The following is a 22,662-nucleotide window of genomic DNA, read 5'->3' on the forward strand; positions in this document are numbered from 1 at the left end:
AATTTGTGAAAGAGAATATGAAGAAGCTAATATTATCACTTGCGATTGTCATCACGAGCCAAGCGCTTTTCGCACAGGTTACGGACATTATTTCATTGAATGGTGTGGTGCCTTTCGAGCAAACCCAAACGGCTTTCCCGCCAAGTAAATTTACACGCACCATCCCCGTACCCGGCTTGATCGACTTAGCCAAACCAAGAATTGACCAATACGAGGCTTACTTTTCGGGCACTCAACAACCCCGATACAACTGGTACAAATTCACTTTCAAAGTACCTAAATCGAAGCAAAACAAGACGGCCATACTCACCGCCCTCAAAAGCAGATTCAACACGCAAGTACTCCTCAATGGCATAGACTTGGGCACATATATGCAAAACAATACGCCTATCGATGTAGATCTCTCAGACTACTTGGTGTATGGCAAAGAAAATGTGCTCCTCCTGAGACTAGGCGAACGTGCATGGATGCCTAAAGATGCAGCTACTGGCTTCGACAGAGAAAAATACACAGACATCCCTGGTATATGGGATGATATTTCGATCAGCTTTGGTGGCCCTATCAGAGTACACAGAGCCCTCGCCTTACCAGACCTGGCTAGCCAGCAAGCCACGGTAAAAATACAACTTGAAAACTATGCCAAAATACTAGAGAGAAACACCGAATACAGCGCCATCGAATACACGCTAAAAGCACATATTCGTGAGAAAAAAAGCGGCACCATCGTAACAGATACAAAAACAATCTCAGGCAAAATCCAATGTCAGATCGAGCAGCAAGAACTACAGCTCATATTTGATTTCAATCAAGACATTCAACCTTGGTCGCCAGCAGATCCATTTCTATATGAAGCCGTAGTAGAAGTATCCGCAGATCGTAGGTTTTTCGACGATTTTGGTAACTCAGAAAGCATCAAGCCAGCTGATGATCAACCTTGGATAGGCCCGTCTGATCTAGAAACAGTCACTTTCGGTATGCGTGATTTCAAATCAGTAGAAAAATCATTTCAACTGAATGGACAAGAGATTGCACTCTTTGGTTCTACGCTTACGCTCAATAGATTTTTCGAAGACAGGGACAGAGCCCACCTCCCTTGGGATCGCGAATGGGTGGAGAAAATGATGATTGAAATACCGAGCGCTATGGGCTGGAACTTCTTCCGAGTAAGTATAGGGCTACTCCCTAAATTTTGGTACGATCTGGCCGATGAGCATGGTATTTTAATCCAAAATGAATACAACATGTGGAACCTAAGAGGCAGACCCGCCCAATATGCCGTAGAATACTCAGATTGGATCTGGCAAGATGGCAACCACCCCAGTGTGGTGATCTGGGATGCACTCAATGAGCAAAAACAAGAATACATCGGCAGAGAACTTATCCCACAGTTGAGACTGATCGACCCTACCAGATTATGGGATTTAGGTTTTATGAAAGCAGAAGCTGGTAGCAGACTGGATGTATTCGAATATCACTGGTACCCACTCGCTCATGGCTGGTGGGTAGGAGACGACTTTATCCAGCAGACACGCGAGGCTTTCCGATTTGGTAAACTCAACGACAAAGTAGCTGGGCTGGAGCATATGAAACAAGCCAATGCACCTGTGATCGTCAACGAATTTGCCTGGCTATGGCAAAACCGAGATGGCCTCACCTCTGGCGTCCGAACCTTCGGCAACTTCACCGAAAAAGATCGTGTGCCTCACAAAGTAGACTACGAATACTACGAACCAGACGGATCACAGCTCTACGAAAGCAACCGAGATGTGTACGAATACTACATAGGCAAAGACGCTACGGCAGACGAGCGATGGGCATTCCAAGCTTATCTACAAGCCATAGAGACAGAGATGATCCGATCCACCAGAGAAGCAGACGGTGTGGCTTCATTCGCCTACCTGACCAATAACAACGGACACACAGGCGACTGGTTTATCCACGACATCAAAGACCTAATTCCGTCGCAAGCATTGCTATCGCAATACCATGTGACTAGACCTTTCGCGGCGTTCTTAGACATCGAAGATGCCAGATATGTGAAAGCTCCAACGGTACAAAAACCCGGCAGCTCATTCAATTTCAACATCATGGTAGTGAATGACACCGCACAAGTAAATACAGGAACTGTACACTACAAACTACTAGACCCCAAAGGAAACATAGTCTCTACTGGACAGCAAGACGTATCCGTGCAGCCTTTCTGGCAAACACTCGTGCCTGTGACCATGACCCTCCCAGAGCAAACAGGGGGCTATTTAGTCATGACCGAGCTCGAAGACCCTAAGAGCAAGCGCATGAAACAAGTAAGCCTTCGCTATATCCAAATAGGTGATGTGAAGCAGCCTGAGTATTACAATTACATCTACCAAAAACCCGAAGGATGGCCAGAATAAATCGTAGTACTATCACAAAAACGCTCTCTTCATGGAAAGTGTACGGCCTCGTTGGACTCGTTCAATGTATGGCCGTGACCACTCATGGACAGCATACTACCGAGAGAAATCCTCAACTTGAAGAAACCCTCACGCCGTTTAGACTACCCCTGCCCGATCCTGAGCACATAGAATACCTCTATCGCAAAAAAGAGGGAAACCCAGTGGGTATGAAAGTAGTACTCCCCAATGGCCTACATGCCCTCTGGCTAGACGACGATGGAGACATGCGCACGGGCGACCTCGAAGGTGACCTCGACAACGACTGCCTACTGATAGACCTAAACCATGATGGTAAATATGGCGACAGTGGCGATCTGATCGTGGACTACATAGACGAAGACCACGACGGACTGGCCGACTATCAAGTGATCATCGAAAATGCCGAAAAAGACTACACTGGCAAATGGAAATCGCACTATATGTGGTTTGTCGACAACGACAAAGACGGCGTACTGGGCTATATGAACTGGGACACCTTTCGATACGAAGGCTGGGATCACAGCGGCAAAGCCAATTTTTTTGCGGACTACCACGGCCAGAGCACCATGCTAAAAGTTCACATTTCTTCTTGGAATATCGACGACCTGAGCTTCAATTGGGAAAACCCATTCCTATTTTACGATCTAGACAATGACGGCCTCACAGAAATGGCCATCCGAATCGTAGACGAACCCATGGCCATCGAAGGAGCCAAAGATTTGGTAACCTGGGCTTTTAGCCAACAGGCTTCGTTGGTACAAATGACTTTTGATCTAGACAACGACAACGGCGCGGGCAATGAGCTAGATTTTGACATGAGTCTAAAATTTAGTGGGAAGGGATTCGACTATTCAGATCAAATTCAACCTATAAAAGAACATCCCATTGCCAAAAAATCTGATGCCTACTTTGCCGATCCACGGTGGAGACATCTGGATCAGCTGGTGTATGCGGGTCATGAAGAAGCCTATGACCTTACCTTCTCCAGAGGAGAGTGGAGCGCCTGCTGGCTTGTATTCGACGAAGACGACGACTGTCACAGATGGGAGCGTGTAGAATTTTATGAGCCCAAAGATCCCTTTGTGATCGGCTCGGGCAATGGTGGGCTAGATCACAACCCACAAGCTGATCCAGCTGGTGATAGAGGCGAATGGGACCTCGATTTTTCTGGCAAAGGAAACCTATATGTGTCGCCCCTTGACGGGAAAATACACCTGCTAGGTGCAGAAACAGGCTACTGGCGAATCGATCAAAACACACTGAGCTACCAGGGCTGGCAAGGCTGGCGTGGCCCTAATATTCAGCCAGAAGATACTGACAATTTTGAACCTACTCGATTTGCTACGGTGCGCTACCAAGACACAGACGGCAATGGCTTCTTTGACGAAATGAGCTTCGACATGGACGGAGATCAGCAGTATGAAGAAAATATTTCTCTACTTGCACTAGGGCAATCAGACGAATCAGAGATACTAGAAACTGCACAGATGAAGTACGAAGACTATTCGGCATTATTCGAAAAAGTAGCTGCTGCTCAAATGAGTCATGCAAGCGACATGATCGCACGAGCAGCCAAAGAGCATCTCTCTACACAATGGTACAATCACTACAAAAATCCTAAAAGTGTCCGAGAGCAATATCACAATGGCTATTGGCTCTCTTATTATATTTATCAGGATTTGATTAGAAAAAACATCAAAAATGAGGAAAATCAGGCTTTGATCAAAAAGGCATATTTGTATTAAACCACACAACTAACAGCAGCATATGGGAGCAATATTAGGAGTCATTTTTCACGCCATTGGCGGATTCGGAGCAGGCAGTTTTTACATTCCGTTCAAACAGGTCAAGCAATGGAGCTGGGAAAGTTCTTGGTTTATCTTGGGGCTCTCGGCCTGGCTCATCGTGCCTTTCATCACTGCTTGGTTTACCATACCAGACCTCTGGCATGTGATCACACAGGCCGATAGCGCTACGCAGGGCTGGACTTATTTCTTCGGCTTACTTTGGGGCATTGGCGGACTCACTTTTGGACTGTCCATGCGCTATCTGGGCGTGTCTCTAGGTATGACGATCGCACTAGGACTATGCACGGCTTTTGGCACTTTGATACCTCCCATTTTCAAGGGCACATTCGCACAGTTGCTACAAACCGATACAGGTATCATTACCCTTTCAGGAATTCTGATTTGCCTGATCGGTATCGCAGTGGTAGGCTATGCTGGCGCACAAAAAGAAAAGGAAACCGAAATGGCTGCCGACGAGGAGTTTAACCTCACTAAAGGCCTGACCGTGGCCACCTTGTCTGGGTTACTCAGCGCTTGCTTTGCTTTTGGCCTAGAGGCTGGGGCTCCCATCGCCCAACTGGCACTGGCCAGCGGTGCAAGTGACTTGTTTCAAAACAATGCCGTACTCGTATGGATACTATGGGGAGGCATGACTACCAACGGCCTCTACTGCCTCTATCTCAACCGAAAGAATCGCACGACAACCGACTATACCAACCCAGACACACCATTGGTCAAAAATTATATCTGGGCGGCACTGGGTGGTCTCACTTGGTATCTACAGTTTTTCTTCTACGGGATGGGCACTACCTATTTAGGAGAATCTTTAGAGTTTGCCAGCTGGTCTATACACATGGCATTCATTATTTTCTTTAGCAATCTGTGGGGTATCATCTACAAAGAATGGGTAGGCGCCTCTCGCAATACCATGTGGGTACTGGCGCTAGGCCTCGCCATCGTCATGATTTCTATACTGATGATCGGGCTGGCCAATACCATCACTCATTAAACCCCAATTAAGTTCCATTTCAAAAAAACAACAGGATGAAGATTACCTCAAAAATATTATCAACGATAGCCGCTACCTACTTTGGGTCTGCTAGCCTATTCGCACAAGAAATAGATGTACTATCGGTAGACTTCGAATCTGCCGCGTTGGGAGTATATGATGAAGATCAGATCAAAAATGACTTTGATACCGTCAGTTGGGCTATGACCCAAAACAGAGGACTGATCCTGAAGGATGGGAAAAAAGGAAACGTACTACAAGTCATTTACCCAGAAGGAGCTGTAGGCCCTGAGCAAGGCGGTATCCAATTTGTGCGACCGATCCCTCCCGCCACGGACTACTACCTGTCCTACGACGTATATTTTCAGGATGGTTTTGATTTTACCAAAGGTGGCAAGCTGCCTGGCCTCACCAGTGGCGGAGCCAACTATACAGGAGGCAAGCACCCAGAAAATGGCGAAGGCTGGAGTGCACGATACATGTGGACAGGTCAGCAGCAGCCCATCGTCTATCTATACTACATAGACATGAAAGAAAAATATGGTGAAGGTGTCTTTCTGAATGCCACGTTCAAAACTGGACAATGGCACACCATCACCCAGCACATCAGACTCAACACACCAGGCAACAAAGACGCACTCATAGAGGTGTGGTTTGACGGCAACAAGGTAGGATGGAAAAAGAAATTCAGACTGCGTAAAGACGACCTTGGCATGATCGATACTTTTTACTTTTCTACGTTTCATGGCGGCGCCACTCCTGACTGGGCTCCAAAAAACAACAGTTTTGTCAAATTTGACAATATCCGAGTCTACACCAAACCTTCGAAAAAGAAGAAATAAAGAATCCGCTTACCAGCCCAAGCGTGCTTGTTCGCGCTGCACATGCTGGGTCACATTCAAAAAAGTATCGATCCAGAGCTTGTCTTGGTTTTGCTTCAAATAGTCGAGCAACTCACGATGCGCCTCGGCAGAGGTATTGAGATAGCCTCCGCCTACACTGTGAAATAAAAAAGTAATCACCGTGCCGTTGGCTTGTGCTTTTTTCACCTCCGCGATCAGCTGCTCACCAGTCAGCTCTGCAGCACTGGTACTCGGCATCAGATATGGATCTACACCCCGGAGCGACTCAGGCACTGGACTCAATCCCCTAGCTGCCACAAAAATATGCTGAATACTATCAGAAAAATCTACCCCCTGTATGGTGTGATCCACACAAGTGTAAGCAAATGTTCTTTCGGACTTGCCGTCCAATGCATGAAGCAGCGAATTGGCCGTGTTCAGCTCATTGATCAATTGTGGAAAGCTATAGCCATCCAAATCATATTCTGGTCTGATCCAATCGAAATTGCGCTCTCCTGGTATCACTTTTCTACAGGGGTGAAACAGCGTATGATTGGCCAATTCGTGATCATTGGCGGCTATGGCACGCCAAGCCTCGGATCTGTTGGCAACGGACTGAGCACTCCCCGTCAAAAAAAAAGTACCCTTGTACCCGTACTCGTCTAGCGCAGGCACTACGATATCCAAGTGGCAATCTATGGCATCGTCATAGGTCAGTACCACGGCGGCCTTTTTGCCTTTCGGCCAATTGAAACTCTGCTGTGCCTGTGTCCCAAAAACAAGACAGACCAAAAGCAACGCAAAAAAAATACTCATTCTGTTCATAGCTGTATGTGTATTACCACTCGATGTGGTTGTTGATAAATGTAATAAGGCTCTCAGCCAATAGCTCCTGTTCGGCTCTATTGGGATGGCCAGGCGTTTCTTTGAAAGGCACGGCATGAGCATAGATACGGTCATCACCCAAAAGTGCCACAGCCTGTGCCACATACCCAGGCCAAGGAGAACCCGCTTGAGTGACATTCATATTGCCCAATAGGCAAACGATATGCGCCTCAGGATATTCGGCTCTAATCTTCAAAACAAACTCCTGATATGCGGCTACTATTTGAGTTTCTCTAGGTTTCTCTTCGCCAAACCGAGCTTTAAATTCAGGGTGTTCTTGTTTTTCGATGAGCCAAGAGTCATTTTGAAACAAATTGATCACCACCACTGCTGGTGTATACGTAGCAAAATCCCATCGCCTCGTGCTATCCGTAGGCACCACTCGATCGTACATCTCTGGCATGATCATCGGAAACCAGCTCAACATCACACCTATTCCACTCCTACAAATACTATGATATGAGGCGTCGAAATGTCTAGCCACCAGCGAGGCATAGCTCACATAGTGGTTGGTATATACACTGTCGGGAGAATCGGCCCCACTCCCATCGTCTACCGCATAACCCGCCGTGATAGAATTACCATAAAACTCCATTTTTCTACGCTTTGCCGCAGGCTTAGATATTTTAGGTGCTATGCCCGTGACTTCAAAACCGAAGAAAGTAGTTTTCCCCCTGATCCATTCGGTGCGCTTGAATAGCTCTACAGTGTGACTACCAGAGGATAAGCCAGCCGCCAATAGATACTTAGTCTTGGTCGTATCTACAGATAAGAGCCTTACACTATCTTGATCTATGATCACATTGAAGTAATTGTCGCCACGCTCATCCTGAAGGGTAGCAAAGAGCGAATCCCCCTCATAGCTCACTCGCACAGCCGCTCCCGACCAATACAGGTCTACTAAAACCGAAGTGGGTTGATCTATATCTATCCTACTTTGATACGATACAGCCTCGTCTAGGGGAGCTATAGGCAGCCGCTGATAGGACTGCTCACAACTCGCCATAGCTAAGGCTAGAAATAGACCAAAAACTAATTGATAGTTGTTCATTTTATTGCTTTCATATCAAAAACGACTATTCTCCTGGCTCACGAATTCGGTCAACCATGGCTTGCACATCGGCTGGTGGTGCAGCATATAGTCTAGAAATAACCAACGACACCACAAAATTGACAACCATAGCAATGGTACCAAACCCTTCTGGAGACACGCCAAACCACCAATCTTCGGAGCCTCCGCCTCCGAAAGCATTGAGTTTGTATTTCATCATATAAAATAGCATCAGCACCGTACCTGTCACCATGCCTGCTACTGCACCTTCTTTGTTCATTCTCTTATCAAAAATACCGAGTAGTATAGCTGGGAAAAATGAAGCTGCCGCTAACCCGAATGCCAAGGCCACTGTAGCGGCGACAAATCCAGGTGGATTGATGCCAAAATAGCCAGCCACAAGTACAGCCACTCCTGCACCCACTCGTGCCCATATCAATTCTTCTTTGTCAGAAATATTAGGTTTAAACTGTTTTTTGATTAAATCGTGCGACACGCTAGTAGAAATGACCAAAAGCAAGCCTGCTGCTGTAGACAAGGCCGCAGCCAGTCCTCCTGCTGCTACCAAGGCGATCACCCAATTGGGCAAGCGAGCTATCTCTGGATTAGCCAATACGATAATGTCCCGATCTATTTGTAGCTCGTTGGTAGCGGGATCAGCTACATACTGAATGGTACCATTGTTATTTTTATCATCAAACTGGATTAGCCCAGTAGATTCCCAGTTTTTGAACCAATCTGGCACGGAACTATACTCCGCATCAGATACCGTTGTGATTAGATTTGTACGAGCAAATGCCGCTATGGCTGGCGCTGTGGTGTATAAGATAGCGATTAGCACCAGTGAATAGCCTGCTGATATTCTGGCATCTTTCATACTGGGCACAGTAAAAAAACGCACGATCACATGTGGCAACCCGGCAGTACCCGCCATCAATGCAAAGGTAATAGCAAACAGATCGAAGGTAGATTTGCTACCAGAGGTGTACTCAGCAAACCCCAACTCCCGATGCAAGCCATCGAGCTTGTCGAGCAGGTAAGTACCAGAACCATCCGCCAGCTGACTACCAAAACCAATCTGCGGCAACCATTCGCCTGTGAGCTGAATAGAAATAAAAATAGCTGGTACCATGTATGCAAAAATTAAAATACAATACTGGGCTACCTGCGTATAGGTAATACCTTTCATTCCGCCCATGACGGCATAGAAAAATACCATAACCATACCGATGATCACACCGGTATTGATAGGCACTTCGAGAAAGCGCGCAAACACTACTCCTACACCTCGCATCTGACCTGCTACGTAGGTAAAAGAGACAATCAAAGCACACACCACACCAACGGTACGGGCAGCATTAGAATAATACCGATCTCCTATAAAATCGGGCACGGTAAATTTGCCAAACTTTCTCAGGTAGGGTGCAAGAAGCAGCGCCAAAAGTACGTAGCCGCCAGTCCAACCCATCAGATATACAGCTCCATCGAATCCCATAAAAGAGATTAGCCCAGCCATAGAAATAAAAGAAGCAGCGCTCATCCAGTCGGCTGCGGTAGCCATGCCATTGGCCCAGGGAGGCACGTGCCCACCCGCTACATAAAACTCCTCTGTACTACCTGCCCGACTCCAAATGGCAATACCGATATACAGTGCAAAAGATATCCCAACGATGAGATAGGTCCATATTTGAATATCCATAATTATTGCTGTTCTTTATTGCCCGACATGTACTTGGCATCCAATCTATTCATCAGAAATACATAGACGAAGATGATGATGACAAAGGAATATATTGAGCCCTGCTGGGCAAACCAAAAGCCTAATTCGAAGCCTCCGATTCTGAATTGATTCAATTGATCTACCCAAAGGATTCCAAATCCGAAGGAGGTGAGAAACCAAATACTTAAAAGGATGGTGAGATAGCGTATGTTTTGTCGCCAATACGCTCTGCCTCTGTCTTTTTCCATGAAATTGTAGTTTTATTCGTTATAGCAACTCTCAATTTACTATCAATATTTGATTTACAAACTGATCGGCAAATTGAATACGTAGTATATACTGCTGGTTTTTCAATTGACTCAAAGGACTAATCCTGACCACACCTAATCCCATGGGCACTACAGACAAATGAGCCTCCACTTCTCGCCCCATCATATCGCTGAGTTGCACAGACAAGAGTTGACTCGTACCAAGATTTAGATACACTTCTCCGGTCTTGGACGGATTGGGATAGATCCGACTCGCCTCCGATTCGACCGCCAATGCAAGTACTTCTCCAGAGCCGTCTGTGACCGTGAGCGATACCACTTGCTCGTCTGTGGCTTGCCCATCGGACACCACCACCTCGAAAGTATAGCTTCCTTCGTCGCCAGGCAAACTGCTGATCACTAGCTGAGCTGTACCATCCTGATGATCTGTAAGTGTCACAAAATCTGGCGCCTCATGGATCGTAAATGACAAGAGATCTCCGTCGGCATCCGATGCGGAGATATTCACTTGAGTGGCTTCTCCTGCCCTTACTTTTTGTGGTGCGATCAGTCCCATCTCAGGGGCAAGATTGGACGATCCGTCTTGATCGAGCTCGTAGGCTCCTACATCCACCGTGCTACTATTGAGACGAGCTCTACCATCCAGATCTGTAGCTGGTAGATCTTTGTTTATCCCGGCGTCGACAGCTGGACTGCCCACTTTGAGATGAAAGTCATGTCCCAAATAGTCTTTGAAATAGGTCAAATAATTGGCTTCATTGCTTTGGTCAATATCGATATTGCCTTCTACCGTAGAGGTGGCATCGAATGAAGACCAGCTCAGGTTGGTACTCAGGTTGTTTCTAATCACATTACTGAAATTGGTCTGACCTGTCTTGGTCTGATCGGTCACCAAAACCTGTGGATTGGTGGTGTTGCTAAAATAGGTCGTGTTGGGGTGATGAACCACCGTGTTGTTTTGCACTCTGCAGTTGCGGGCACCATAGAGCGAAATGCCATGTGCATTGGCATTTACCACCAGGTTGTTTTCCACTATCCAGCCATCGCTGTACCCATCGGTGATGATGATGGCTTGCATTTTTTCACTCACTACAGGTTGTCCAGCCGTTTTTTGTGCCTCCATAAAAGGGGTGATTTCGTCTTCGAACAACAGAAATTTATTGTTTCTAATCACCACATTTTCAATAATAGGATCGGACGCTAGCGAAAAAAACTGAAGTGCATCATCATGATTGACTTCGTAGTCTTCGATGTAAGCATCTCGAATCAGATTGTTTTCGTAGGTCGAGTTGCTCCCCCTCACCTGTAAGGCATCCGCCCCAAAATTATCAATCACATTGTCATGAAAATAAGTGCCATTGCCCCGTAAGGATACGGCATGATAGACATTGGTAATCGTGCTGTGACTCACGGTGATGTCCGTACCTCTGAAATCCATACCTCCAAATGCCTTGGCGTACCAGTCGGCACGAGTCCAGGTGCTCACGTCCTCAGCAGATTTGATGGTGCAGTTGGTCAGGGTGATGTGATGCGTATTCACGTCGCCCGTAATCAGAAATACCCAGTTTGGGTTGGAGTCTGTACGGCTGGTTCCATCCACGAGCAGTCCGTCAATGGTGAGGTGATGGCTATTGGCCAATTGCAAACCCGACACCCAAGGAGTAGCGTCTGGTGCAGCCACTATTTTCAGGTTCGTATCAAATTGATAGTTAGAAAAATAAGGCTTACCATGAGGGCCAGATAGTAGGATCAATTCATCCCCGTCTTGGAGTACTTTGCCCGTAGAGATCACCTCCTCCAACGAGGGCCACGGAGCAGATGCACTTCCATCGTTGTTTCGATGCCCAGCAATAGGATCTAGGTAATACGTCTTGGATTCTTGGTACTCCACATATGCGTGCGCATGGGCTTGCGCCAAAAAAACACCCAACATACACCCTACCCAAACACTCCAAATATTCTTCATCATAGCTGTCAATCAAATCACCCCGAGACTGTGCTCTAGGTCTTCATTTCTTAAAAATAAAAAATGAACAGGCGATACTATACGCCTGTTCAAATTGCTGCTTCTCATATAAAGCGGATGGCCAAACCTGTTTCATTCACCTTCGAATAGAAGACGAATGAGACGGTGTTATTTAACCAAAAGAGTCATCTTTTTTGTGACCTCACCTGCCGAGAACATCATGAGATAATAGCCTGTCGGCAAACTCTGACTTCCCAATACATCAATTTTGTCTCCGTTGTGCTCCAGTGTGATCGACCTCTTGATCATCTCTTGTCCAAAAGCACTGTATATACTGATGCTTGCCTGCGACACCTGAATACCCGCAGGCACTGTCAAGTAAAAACGACCGTCGACAGATGGATTAGGATATACAGTCACTGCATCCCATTGCTCATCACCAATCACCAATACTTCAGCATCTGGTTCCGTCACTATAAGCGTAATCGTTTCTTCGGCTACAAGTGTACCGTCTGAGACTGCGATCGTGAAGGTGTACGTGCCTGCATCTGTAGCAGTGGGGCTGATTCTTATTTTACCCGTGCCGTCTCCATTGTCCGTCAAGGAAACAAAAGCCGGCTCATCCTTGATGCTATAGCTCAACGCATCACTCTCCGCATCTGTAGCCGATAGTGCTACTTCCAAGGCTTGTCCTGCTTCCAGCGTTTGGTCGCCTATGGCGGCTAGCTCGGGTGCTGTATTATCTACCACTGCAGCTGTGACTGTCACCGTGATTTCTTCCTCATCGGTCAGCGTACCATCAGATACTTTCACTGTCAGGGTATAGGTGCCGGCATCTCCACTTTGAGCATTCACCACCAAATCTGCTGTACCGTCCCCATTGTCTGTCAAAGTAATAAACGCTGGCGCGCCTGATAGGCTAAACATGATCCCATCTCCATCCGCATCTGTAGCCGATAGGTCGATAGACTTAGACTCGCCCTCTACTGCTCCCTGTGCGCCGATCGGATCGAGAACGGGTGCATGAGGCGTGGCTTCTCCTGTACCTGTCAGCGTGACCTGACCATTGTCTGGCACGGCTTTTACCAAGACGTACTTATCAGACTCATGTGTGACCAGTGTGGCCTCTACAGGCACACCGTTTTGTGTGGCACTTGCAGCTCCCCAATCGTTAGCTACTCTCACTTTTACCGTCAGCGGAAAATCAAACCACTCGTCTTTCATGTCATCAGTCAATGTGAATTTGATCTCACTGGCTTCTACCTGATCTATCGTGAGGGTATGAGAATCTCTCTCTTGCCCATACTTTGCTGCTTCGCTAAATCCTGCAATCCATAGTTCATCCGCATGATCGTTGATATAGCTCATGTGGTTTTCCGTATTGGTTTTCAGTACTTCATTGCTTGTCACCGAATGGTAATGAGTAGCATACCACCCTCTATAGTAAGAATTGCCAAACAATTTGACCGTTCTTGTTTCGTCTAGGAGATTGTCTATATCCTCATTGCTATTGGTAGCACTACGGCTATCCAGTGCCAAATAGTTGGTACGATTGGCCTGGTTCATGACACCAAATGTGCCTCTCATGGCGATGTATATATCTCTGGCTATATCTGTATCGAACTCTATTCCACATGGATAAGCATAGGTAGTAGCAGGTGCAGACAAGTTGGTAGCGATGTCGTTTTGAATACTCTCCAATGCCGTACGGTACACTTTGTCGTTGCTCGTGTCATTTTCATCCACGTCACTATTGATGTCACAATCGTCGTGTCCATTTACTTCGTTGCCCGCATCCAAAAGCGCTTGGTACTTGTTCCAATCGGTCACCTGATTGTCTATAATAAACCAAGTGAATTTGAGCTGATCGTAAGTTTCTTGCAGGCCGAGCCAAAAGCTATGATCTGCTTCTATATTATCATCTATGGTAATGGTGGTCGCTGCTACTTTATCCTCGTGCCAGAAGCTCACGGCGGCTTCGCCATGACTTGCTGGCCATACCAAATCAGTCACTGCAAATCGATCTGAAGCCACTTCATCCAGATTCATCTGCTGCGAGGGGTCTATCGCTTCGTAGGTAATACTGATCGTCTCCGAACTGCTTAGGCTCCCGTTAGATGCAGTAATAACAATATCTGCATACGCCTGTGGCACTCCTGCCGAGATGATTTCGATACTACCTGTACCATCTCCATAGTCTGTGAAAGTAGCTTCGCTAGGCAAATTATCAGAAGTACTCAAGGTGATGGGGTCTGAGTTTTGAACCGTAGCTTCGATGTCTATTTTCAGATAGCCATATTGTGTGACTGTCTGATTGCCTATAGGCGCAAGTGTGGGATTGCCAGCAGGCACAGGTTCGTCGAAGGTGATAGACAAGGTAGGAGGTGTTGCACTTCCGTCGCCTTCTACTTTGAAATAATGTGCACCTGCCACAGCAGTATTATCTACACTCAACCTTAAAAACACATAATCACCAGCTACTGCACCCGCATCGTACTGTGCCTTCAGATAGCTTGCCAAGTTGGCATCACCACTAGCACTGGTCTCTTCATAGCGCTCAGTATCTAAAGATCCATTGGCCACGTTTTTGGTAAAGTAATCGTCCTCAATACCAAAATCTGACCCGTTGCCAGTACCGTCTCCATATGCTCCCACAAAATGATCTAAAGAAGAAATATCTGCGGCGGCATTATACTCCAAACCATACAAATCGACATTGGTCGTAACCCATTCCCTACCATAGGACACATATACTTTCAAGTTGGCCTTTCTGATTTCTTTACCTTCTGGTATGGCTGGTAGCTCAAAGGGTATAATGGCTGTGGTCAGGTTAGCATTGCCACCTACATCACTCTTGCCCAGTTTCATAAAACCAGCATAATAGGGATTGTTTTCAGTAACTAACGTAGCATCTGAAACATATCCATCTGCAGTTGATGTGATGTCTACGGTCACGCCATTGGTCACGGTAATCGTGATGATCTCGGTGTCGGTATCTTCTCCGTCGCTTACTATGATTTCTACATTGGGGTATACACCCACATGCTCTTCCAGCGGACTGATAGCCAAATCTGCAGTGCCATCGTCGTTGTTGGTGATCGAAGCAAAGCTTGGTAGATTGTTGGCACTGAATACCAGCGCACTATTCTCTCCATCAAGATCTGACCCTGACAAAACCACTGTAGGGCTCTCTCCTTGCTGCACTTCCTGATCGCCCACCGCAGCCAATACAGGTGCCTTGTTTGCATCAGAATCATCAAATGTAAAGACCAGTTTGGCAGGACTATCCCCAGCACCATCGTCTACATTGAAATACTGAGAACCTGTCATCGACACATTATCTATAGACAATCTTAGAAAAACAAAATCGCCTGCTGCAGCACCTGCATCATATTGTGCTTTGATAAAAGCCAGCAAGTTTGTACCCCCTGTAGCATCTGTAGTTTCATCTCTTTCTGTATCAAGATTTCCCAAGTCTACATTTTTAGAAATAAAATCATCTTGAATACCTGTATCCGATCCATTGCCTGTACCGAAGTCGCCAGCAAAATGATCCGACGATGAAATAGTAGCTGTAGAACTATACCCTAGCCCATACAAATCGACATCCGAATTGGCCCACTGTCTCCCATAAGAAACATGTACCGTAAGACTGACTGCTGTGATTTCTTTGCCATCCGGAATGGTTGGCAATTCAAAAGGAATAATGGCCGATGTCAAATTAGGATTCCCTCCTACGTCGCTAGAGCCAATTTTAAGGTCTCCAAGCACATAGGGATTGTTTGCCGTCACCAATGCTGGATCAGACACAAATCCATCGGCTATAGAAGCCAGCACATCCACAGTGGACTGCGCGAATGCCGATCCTACCACGGCAACCATGATGCACATCATGGATATTTTTCTCAAGTAGTGTTTTTGCTGCATATTCATTTTTTTGTATCTAAGGTGTTATTTAATTAGAACCAGAGAGCAGCCTGCACTTTTCATATCCCAAGCAGGCTGCTTCTAGTACAAATACTCAATTTATTTCCCCCGAAACTATTGAGTCCTTATTTGTTGTTGTAGAAATCCTTTCTAACCATTTTCAATTTAGGCCTTCATGATATTCGATTTGTCCTGTCTTGTCCTGCTCAACCGTCCAATTATAAAAAAAGCCCTTTCTGGATCAGAAAGGGCTTAACCTTATATTAGAAAATAATTTACTGTACTGAAACTTTTGACTGATAAGCAGACTTACCATCGGATAGCTGTAGCACATAAAATCCTGATGTGAGAGACTCTAAGCCTGTCATCCTAAAAGTAGTCTCAGACTTCGCCTGATTCAAATTGATCTGATAGACCCGCTGACCGTAAGTATTGAAAATACTTACGGTTCCTCTGCTCGCATCAAAGTTTGAAGGTAATACCAAATGAAGCTCCCCAGACTGTATAGGATTTGGATATACCACCAACTGAGCCTTTGGTTCGCTTACGTTCATCACGGTATGAGCTACCGTGCGAGCACCGCTACCACTGCCGGACACAAGGGTAAGAGTAGGCTTCTTGCTGTTATTCGTATCATCGGCCGTACTCATATTCCAATAGGAATAATTGGCCTCATCTATATCAGACTGGATTTTGAAAAAGACATAATCACCTGCTACTGCCCCTGCATCATACTGGTCGTTGATGAAGTCGGCCAATTGCTGGTCGTCCGACAAAGACACCACACCCGCAGCTGTAGCACTTGTGATAAAACCCGTCTCTACCAGCGAGCTAGACGCTGAATAATCTGCCACCAACACTGCACTGGTGCTTCTGTATGTCACACCAGCTAGATTCATGTTGCCAGTAGGTGTATTCACTTTGCCTACCAGATTCATGGAAAATGAAGCCTCGGCCACTGCGTGTCCTGCGGGCAAAGCAGGTAGCTGAAACGGAATCACCAAACCTGCATCATAAGCAGAACTGGCTCCTCCTACCCTGGCGGTTGTCTGTCCTACCCACTGCGTCGTGCCATTGGTGCGCACTTCCTGGTCATTGGCATGAGCATAGATCGTATACGACTGCCCCACTACTACTGCATGAACCGTGATACTGATAGTTTCACTATCGGTAGCTGTGCCATCCGTCACGCTAATGACAATGCCTGAATAGGTACCTGCATCTCCCGAAGTAGGACTCATGGCAAGGGTAGACGATCCGTTGCTATTGGGCGTGAGCGTAGCAAAAGAGGGCAAGCCCGTAGCCGTGATTGTCATCGTATCTGCGTCTGCATCAGTGGCAGCTATGCTTACATTCGACGTAGCATCTTCGTCTACGCTTTGGCTACCAATCGCAGCCAATACAGGCGCCGAATTGCTAGCTCCAGTCGTTACGGTCAAATCAAACGAGGTTGAGGCATTGGCCAAACCATCATTTGCCGTAAGGGTGATGTTGCTATACACGCCAGCATCTCCTGATGTAGTCACCACACTCACGGTACCAGTACCATTGCCATGATCCATAAAAGTGGCAAAGCTTGGCAGGTTGCTAGCCGATAGTGTAAGGTTGTCGCCATTGCTATCACTAGCCGACACAGACACGTTTAGGCTATTGCCCTCTACCACGCTTTGTGCAGGGATAGCCGCTACTACAGGTGCCTGATTGGTAGGCGCACTTCCCGATGTGTTGATCTGTACTTCCTGATAGTTGTTCCAGGCAGAAGCGGAGTTGCCACCACCTATGATTTTTACATATCTGGCTTGCGTGTCCGCAAAATCAAAATGCTCTAAGCTCAAAGTAGTGCCGCTGCTGACTCCACTATACACTTGCGTGTAATTCTCTCCATCACTAGACAGCTCAATGCTGAAATTGTACGTGCGCTCGTCTCCCAACCCAAAAGCGATATCTACCGAGGTGACGGTAACTGCACTACAGAAATTTTTCTGCAACCATTCGGTTCCTTCCGAAGCCCATTTGGTATTCAGGTCTGCATCCATCGCGCCTGCAGGAGGATTATATCCCCATTGGTCGTCTTGGAAGCTGCTCGCCCATAGTGTGTCGCAGGTGAATTTGAATGTACCTGTATTGCCACTGGCAATGGTATTGCCAGCGTAGTCTTGTACGTTGCTCACGGTGAGCGTATTTACCTGATTGCCTCCCAGTGTAGATACTTCCATGGTCACTGTGCGATTGTCCGCTTCGAGTGTTGCAGATTGTACGGTCACTCCATTGCTGATCGCATAGTTAGCCGTGTTTTGTGCCGTAGTTGGTGTTACGCTTTCGCTAAAGCTAAAAGTGAAAACATCGTCCAAGTAGGAATTGTTGACCGATACCAAAGTAGGCGCAGTCTGGTCTGCTCCAGCCGAATATTCAAAACACCCTGCATCTGGCGAAGGGCCAAACACTCTGATATTTCCATCCAAATCCAAAGTTGCCATATCGGTATTTACTCCGGCATCGATAGCCAAGCTACCCGCTTTCAGATGAAAATCGTGATTGACATAATCGTTGAAATATGGGAGATAGTTGTTGTAGTTCAACTCATCGATATCAATGTTGCCCTCTACGATAGTAGTAGCATCAAACGTCCAGGTGGTAAACTTACCTGCGATGTTGTTTCTGATCACATTGCTGAAGTTGTCTTGTCCTGTTTTGCTTTGTGCCTGACATGAGATCCAAGGCACCAAGTCGGTATCGGTATAGTAGGGATGCTGAACCACCGTATTGTTTTGTATTCTACAGTTTCGAGCGCCGTATAGTGTAATCCCGTGCGTTTGATCATTCATCACTAGGTTGTTTTCCACTACCCAGCCATCGCCAAATCCATCGGTAATGATGATGCCCTGCATCAGATTACCAATGAGCTCATTGTCAATCACAAACTGCGTAATCGGATCTTCGAAGAGCAAGAACTTGTTGTATCTCAAAGTCACGCTTTCGATCTTCAGATCGCCATCTAGCTTATAGGCCTGAAACCCATCATCGTGCTGGATCGCATAATCGTTGATATAGCAGTCGCGTACGGTGTTGTACTCGTAGGTAGAGAAACTACCCAATCCACGAATTGCATCTCCTGCGAAGTTGTCTATCGTACAATTAGTCACATAAGAATAATCTCCTCGCAAAGACAAGGCATGATATACGTTGGTAATGAGTGTATTTTCGAAGGTGATATTTCCTCCACGGAAATCTGCTCCACCCGTCACGTTGGCATACCAGTCATTTTTAGTCCATGTAGAAATGTCGTCTGCTGCTTTCAAAGTGGAGTTTTTGATCGTGATGTGCGTGGTGTTGGCATTGCCCGTCATCATAAACTCATCTCTACCCAGATTGGCCGTAGCGGCATGGATGGTGATGCCATCGAAAACTAAATGCTGGCTATTGTCGATCGTCAGTTTTGAAAACACTGGCGTATGGCCCGACAAAGCCCTGAAGGTGACGTCTGTAGTTCTAGCCATGTTGCCAATATATACCGCTCCAAAATTGCCACTCAATAGATAAACCAAATCGCCATTTTGAATAGACGTGGGCTGTATAGACGCCCATGGGTTGGCCTGACTACCGTCATTGCTATTGTTGCCATTGACTGGATCTATGTAGTACGTATTGCCTGATACCGTGCCTGGTGCATATACGTTGAATACCACCACTTGCTGGTCGGTAGCTGTGCCGTCGGTAGCTGAGATGGTCACATTGGTGGTGCTGGCATCTCCTGTCTGTGGACTGATCACGATCGTGCCTGTACCATCGCCATGATCTGTAAGGGTGGCAAACGAGGGCAAATTGGTCGCCGACAAGATCAATGCGTCTGCATTGGCATCTGTAGCCGATATCGCCAAAGCAACCGTACTGCCTTCTTCTATATTTTGATTGGTGATAGTTGCCAATACGGGTGCCGCATTGGCTCCTCCTTCGGGATTTACGGTGATGGTGATATCTTCGGTATCTGTATCTGTACCATCGCTGGCTGATATGGTCACGTTGTACGTCCCTTCGTCGCCCGACTGAGGACTCACCTGCAAGCTGCCTGTACCGTCACCATGATCCGTAAGGGTAGCGAACGACGGCAAATTGGATGCTGTAAGGCTAATCGCGTCTGCATCTGCATCCGTGGCGCTCAGGTTTTTGGTCACAGTGGCAAGCTCATCGAGCTGCACATTGCCAATTGCCGCTAATACAGGTCTGGCATTGCCTCCCGTACCTGAGTTGTATTCATATGCGCCGGCATCTACAGTGCCATCGGCTATTCTGGCATTTCCATCTAGGTCTGTGCTTGTCACGCCCGTATTCACCCCTGCGTCTATGGCTGCGCTACCTGCTTTCAGGTGAAAATCGAGGTTGGCATAATCTGCGAAATACGCTGAATAGTTGGCCGTATTAGTCGTGATATCCACATTGTTTTGCACAGTAGAAGTAGCGTCGAATGTCCATGTGGTGAACTGACCAGCGATGTTGTTTCGGATGATGTTGCTAAAGTTGGTCTGTCCAGTTTTGCCCTGATCATCGAGGTAGATCCTGGGTACTGTGGTATCTGTAAAATACGGATGTTGGACTACCGTGTTGTTTTGCACCTTACAGTTTCTCGCACCGTAGAGGGAAATGCCGTGCGCTTGCTGACTCACCACGAGATTGTTTTCTACTATCCAGCCGTCGGCATAGCCATCGGTATTGATCACACCTTGCATGAGGGTACCTATCAAATTGTTGCTAATGACAAACGGAGTAATCGGATCTTCGAAAAGCAAAAATTTGTTATATCTCAATACCATACCTTCGATTTTGGGATCAGACTCCAAATTGTATGACTGAAAACCATCATCGTGCTGAATAGAATAATCATCGATATAACAATCCCTTACGGTGTTGTATTCGAAAGTAGAAAAACTACCCAATCCTCTGATGGCATCGCCTGCAAAGTTGTCGATCAGGTTGCCTGTTGCCGTGGAATAAGCTCCACGCAAAGACAAAGCGTGATAGGTATTTTTGATCGTCGTATTTTCTACCGTAATGTATCCGGCACGCATATCGATCCCGCCTTTCACGTTGTTGTACCAGTCTGTTTTGGTCCAGGTGGCAGAGCTCTCTGCCGACTGTATGGTACAGTTTTTAAAAGTGATATTAGAAGAATTGGCATCTCCGGTCACCAAAAATCCATCTTTGGTGATGGTAGAAGTAGTGCCATCTATGCGTACACCATCGAAAGTCCAATGCTGACAATTGTTGAGACTTAGGCTGGTAATCACAGGGTTATGACCAGGAGCTGGTTTTACATAGATGTCATTTGCAAACACATAATTTTGTATATATGGCGTTCCATGGTTTCCGTCCATGAGATACAGCACATCTCCTGCTTGCAAGGTCTGCCCTACATATGCCAATGACGCTAGCGAAGCCCACGGGCTTCCCTGACTGCCGTTGTTGGCCATGTTTCCATTTACTGGATCTAGGTAATACACATTGTTCGCTAGTGGCGTACTCACGATGATCGAAAAGGATTCTTGTGTACTCACAGTGCCGTCCGATACAGCAACCGCAATAGACGAATAAGTACCAGCAGCACCAGCAGCAGGACTCAACGAGATAGAAGCAGTACCGTTGCCATGGTCTGTCAAAGTAGCGAAAGCAGGTAGATTAGATGCAGAAAAAGTAAGTGCGTCGGCATCGGCATCTGTAGCAGATAGACTCACGGATACCGTGGCACCTTCGCTTACATACTGGCTGCCTATGGCTGCCAATACTGGGGCAGAATTGGTCGACGACTGGATGTCTACTGTGAGTATGGGACGATTGGCCGTAGTGGTATTGTTTTGCGAAGCTATGTCCCAATAATTGTATTGCGACCCAGTATTACCGTCCATATTGAGTCTGATGAATACGTAATCGCCACCGACTGCACCGTTGGCATATTGCGCATTCAAAAAAGCTGCAAGTGAGGTATTGGCAGCGCTATTGGATGTGATCGATCCAGTAGTACTATTGCTATCCAAAAAGCCCTGTTGCAAGGCAGTAGCTCCTGCATCACTACCGTATACTCCTCCAAAGTAATCTGAGCTGGCCACTGCAGATGAGGTTTGGTAAGGCACGGCATATAGGTCTATCGCATCTGAGAGTGTGCCTGATTTGCCGATCAGGTAGGTCGTAAAAGACGCCGAGGCGATTTGCTCACCTGCGGCTAACACAGGTAGTTCAAAAGGGATGACCGCACAAGTATATTTGTTGGTGCCGAGTCGGTGCGTAGCATAACCCACCCATTGCATAGAACCGTTATTGCTCACTGAATTGTCGTCGCCGTGAGCTGGTATTTGAGAGACTCCAGTAAGGAGCATAGTCGTTTTGTTGATACTGGCGATGCTATAGTCTTTGGCCCCTAGTAGCATCGATAGTATCAAAATTAATCGTATCAATTTTGTCATATCGCTTGTTTATAGTTTTACATTAATTTTTCTCTTGCTTGTATTGAAATTAAAAATTTGTAACTGGTTGGTTCGATCTGTGATTTCAGGGGAGTGGTATTTGCACCTAACGATAGTCTACATACTCATAACTCCCTCATTAACAAATATTTGCTTTTTAAACTTCCTATGGAATAGACATTTTGATGAACCTTTTGTACAAAATGCTTTTGAAGTAAGGGAAAATTATAAGTAGTTGAGACTTGTGATCAGATACAAAAAAAGCAAGCCCCTGGGAGGGACTTGCTTCATCATTCTTAACACATAAAAAAACAACAGGGACGGGCTCGAGTATCCCTGT

General features: G+C 46.5%; 11 protein-coding genes and 1 pseudogene. 4 read left to right on the plus strand and 8 right to left on the minus strand.

Features of this window, described 5'->3' with window-relative positions; genetic code table 11:
* The first annotated feature begins 17 nt into the window (after positions 1–17).
* The 4 genes from N7E81_RS02105 to N7E81_RS02120 are packed head-to-tail and all read left to right on the plus strand — an operon-like array spanning position 18 to position 6,052.
* Positions 18–2,393, plus strand: coding sequence for a glycoside hydrolase family 2 TIM barrel-domain containing protein (locus N7E81_RS02105; protein WP_263051629.1), 2,376 nt, complete (start codon positions 18–20; stop codon positions 2,391–2,393).
* Positions 2,381–4,159: a hypothetical protein gene (locus tag N7E81_RS02110; protein WP_263051630.1), complete on the plus strand. Its 1,779-nt coding sequence runs from the start codon at positions 2,381–2,383 to the stop codon at positions 4,157–4,159. The genes N7E81_RS02105 and N7E81_RS02110 overlap by 13 nt, the downstream gene beginning before the upstream one ends.
* A 22-nt stretch (positions 4,160–4,181) precedes the next feature.
* On the plus strand, positions 4,182–5,210 hold the full coding sequence (locus N7E81_RS02115; protein ID WP_263051631.1) for an L-rhamnose/proton symporter RhaT: 1,029 nt from the start codon (positions 4,182–4,184) through the stop codon (positions 5,208–5,210).
* Positions 5,211–5,245: 35 nt separating this feature from the next.
* Positions 5,246–6,052, plus strand: coding sequence for a polysaccharide lyase (locus N7E81_RS02120; RefSeq protein ID WP_263051632.1), 807 nt, complete (start codon positions 5,246–5,248; stop codon positions 6,050–6,052).
* A 9-nt stretch (positions 6,053–6,061) separates the two neighbouring features.
* Here the strand turns inward: N7E81_RS02120 and N7E81_RS02125 are convergent, their stop codons facing one another.
* From N7E81_RS02125 to N7E81_RS19450, 8 genes and pseudogenes are all read right to left on the minus strand, one after another.
* Positions 6,062–6,868 carry a polysaccharide deacetylase family protein gene (locus N7E81_RS02125; RefSeq protein ID WP_263051633.1) on the minus strand — a complete coding sequence of 269 codons (807 nt, stop codon included), beginning with the start codon at positions 6,866–6,868 and terminating at the stop codon, positions 6,062–6,064.
* 22 nt (positions 6,869–6,890) lie between these two features.
* Positions 6,891–7,988, minus strand: a complete 1,098-nt coding sequence (locus tag N7E81_RS02130) for a GDSL-type esterase/lipase family protein (protein WP_263051634.1) — start codon at positions 7,986–7,988, stop codon at positions 6,891–6,893.
* 25 nt (positions 7,989–8,013) lie between these two features.
* Positions 8,014–9,687, minus strand: coding sequence for a sodium:solute symporter family protein (locus N7E81_RS02135; RefSeq protein WP_263051635.1), 1,674 nt, complete (start codon positions 9,685–9,687; stop codon positions 8,014–8,016).
* A 2-nt stretch (positions 9,688–9,689) separates the two neighbouring features.
* Positions 9,690–9,956, minus strand: a complete 267-nt coding sequence (locus tag N7E81_RS02140) for a DUF4212 domain-containing protein (protein ID WP_263051636.1) — start codon at positions 9,954–9,956, stop codon at positions 9,690–9,692.
* Positions 9,957–9,987: 31 nt separating this feature from the next.
* Entirely contained in the window at positions 9,988–11,946 is a 1,959-nt protein-coding gene (locus tag N7E81_RS02145) for a choice-of-anchor Q domain-containing protein (protein WP_263051637.1), read from the minus strand.
* Positions 11,947–12,111: 165 nt separating this feature from the next.
* The gene (locus tag N7E81_RS02150) at positions 12,112–15,870 is read right to left on the minus strand and encodes an Ig-like domain-containing protein (protein ID WP_263051638.1); all 3,759 of its coding nucleotides are present in this window, start codon (positions 15,868–15,870) and stop codon (positions 12,112–12,114) included.
* 275 nt (positions 15,871–16,145) lie between these two features.
* Positions 16,146–18,758 (minus strand): discoidin domain-containing protein, encoded by a 2,613-nt coding sequence (locus N7E81_RS19445; RefSeq protein ID WP_407692721.1) that lies wholly within the window; start codon positions 18,756–18,758, stop codon positions 16,146–16,148.
* Positions 18,759–19,844: 1,086 nt separating this feature from the next.
* Positions 19,845–22,322: pseudogene (locus N7E81_RS19450) on the minus strand (choice-of-anchor Q domain-containing protein); the annotation flags it as partial.
* Positions 22,323–22,662: the final 340 nt, after the last annotated feature.

The organism is Reichenbachiella carrageenanivorans, assembly GCF_025639805.1.
Taxonomy (GTDB): Bacteria; Bacteroidota; Bacteroidia; order Cytophagales; family Cyclobacteriaceae; genus Reichenbachiella; species Reichenbachiella carrageenanivorans.

What these genes read in the sequence shown, in the direction of transcription:
- N7E81_RS02115 (WP_263051631.1), top strand. Translation starts at nt 4,182, where the DNA reads ATGGGAGCAATATTAGGAGTCATTTTTCACGCCATTGGCGGATTCGGA.
- N7E81_RS02150 (WP_263051638.1), bottom strand. Translation starts at nt 15,870, where the DNA reads ATGCAGCAAAAACACTACTTGAGAAAAATATCCATGATGTGCATCATG.
- N7E81_RS19445 (WP_407692721.1), bottom strand. Translation starts at nt 18,758, where the DNA reads ATGCAGGGCATCATCATTACCGATGGATTTGGCGATGGCTGGGTAGTG.
- N7E81_RS02140 (WP_263051636.1), bottom strand. Translation starts at nt 9,956, where the DNA reads ATGGAAAAAGACAGAGGCAGAGCGTATTGGCGACAAAACATACGCTAT.
- N7E81_RS02110 (WP_263051630.1), top strand. Translation starts at nt 2,381, where the DNA reads ATGGCCAGAATAAATCGTAGTACTATCACAAAAACGCTCTCTTCATGG.
- N7E81_RS02145 (WP_263051637.1), bottom strand. Translation starts at nt 11,946, where the DNA reads ATGATGAAGAATATTTGGAGTGTTTGGGTAGGGTGTATGTTGGGTGTT.
- N7E81_RS02120 (WP_263051632.1), top strand. Translation starts at nt 5,246, where the DNA reads ATGAAGATTACCTCAAAAATATTATCAACGATAGCCGCTACCTACTTT.
- N7E81_RS02135 (WP_263051635.1), bottom strand. Translation starts at nt 9,687, where the DNA reads ATGGATATTCAAATATGGACCTATCTCATCGTTGGGATATCTTTTGCA.
- N7E81_RS02130 (WP_263051634.1), bottom strand. Translation starts at nt 7,988, where the DNA reads ATGAACAACTATCAATTAGTTTTTGGTCTATTTCTAGCCTTAGCTATG.
- N7E81_RS02105 (WP_263051629.1), top strand. Translation starts at nt 18, where the DNA reads ATGAAGAAGCTAATATTATCACTTGCGATTGTCATCACGAGCCAAGCG.
- N7E81_RS02125 (WP_263051633.1), bottom strand. Translation starts at nt 6,868, where the DNA reads ATGAGTATTTTTTTTGCGTTGCTTTTGGTCTGTCTTGTTTTTGGGACA.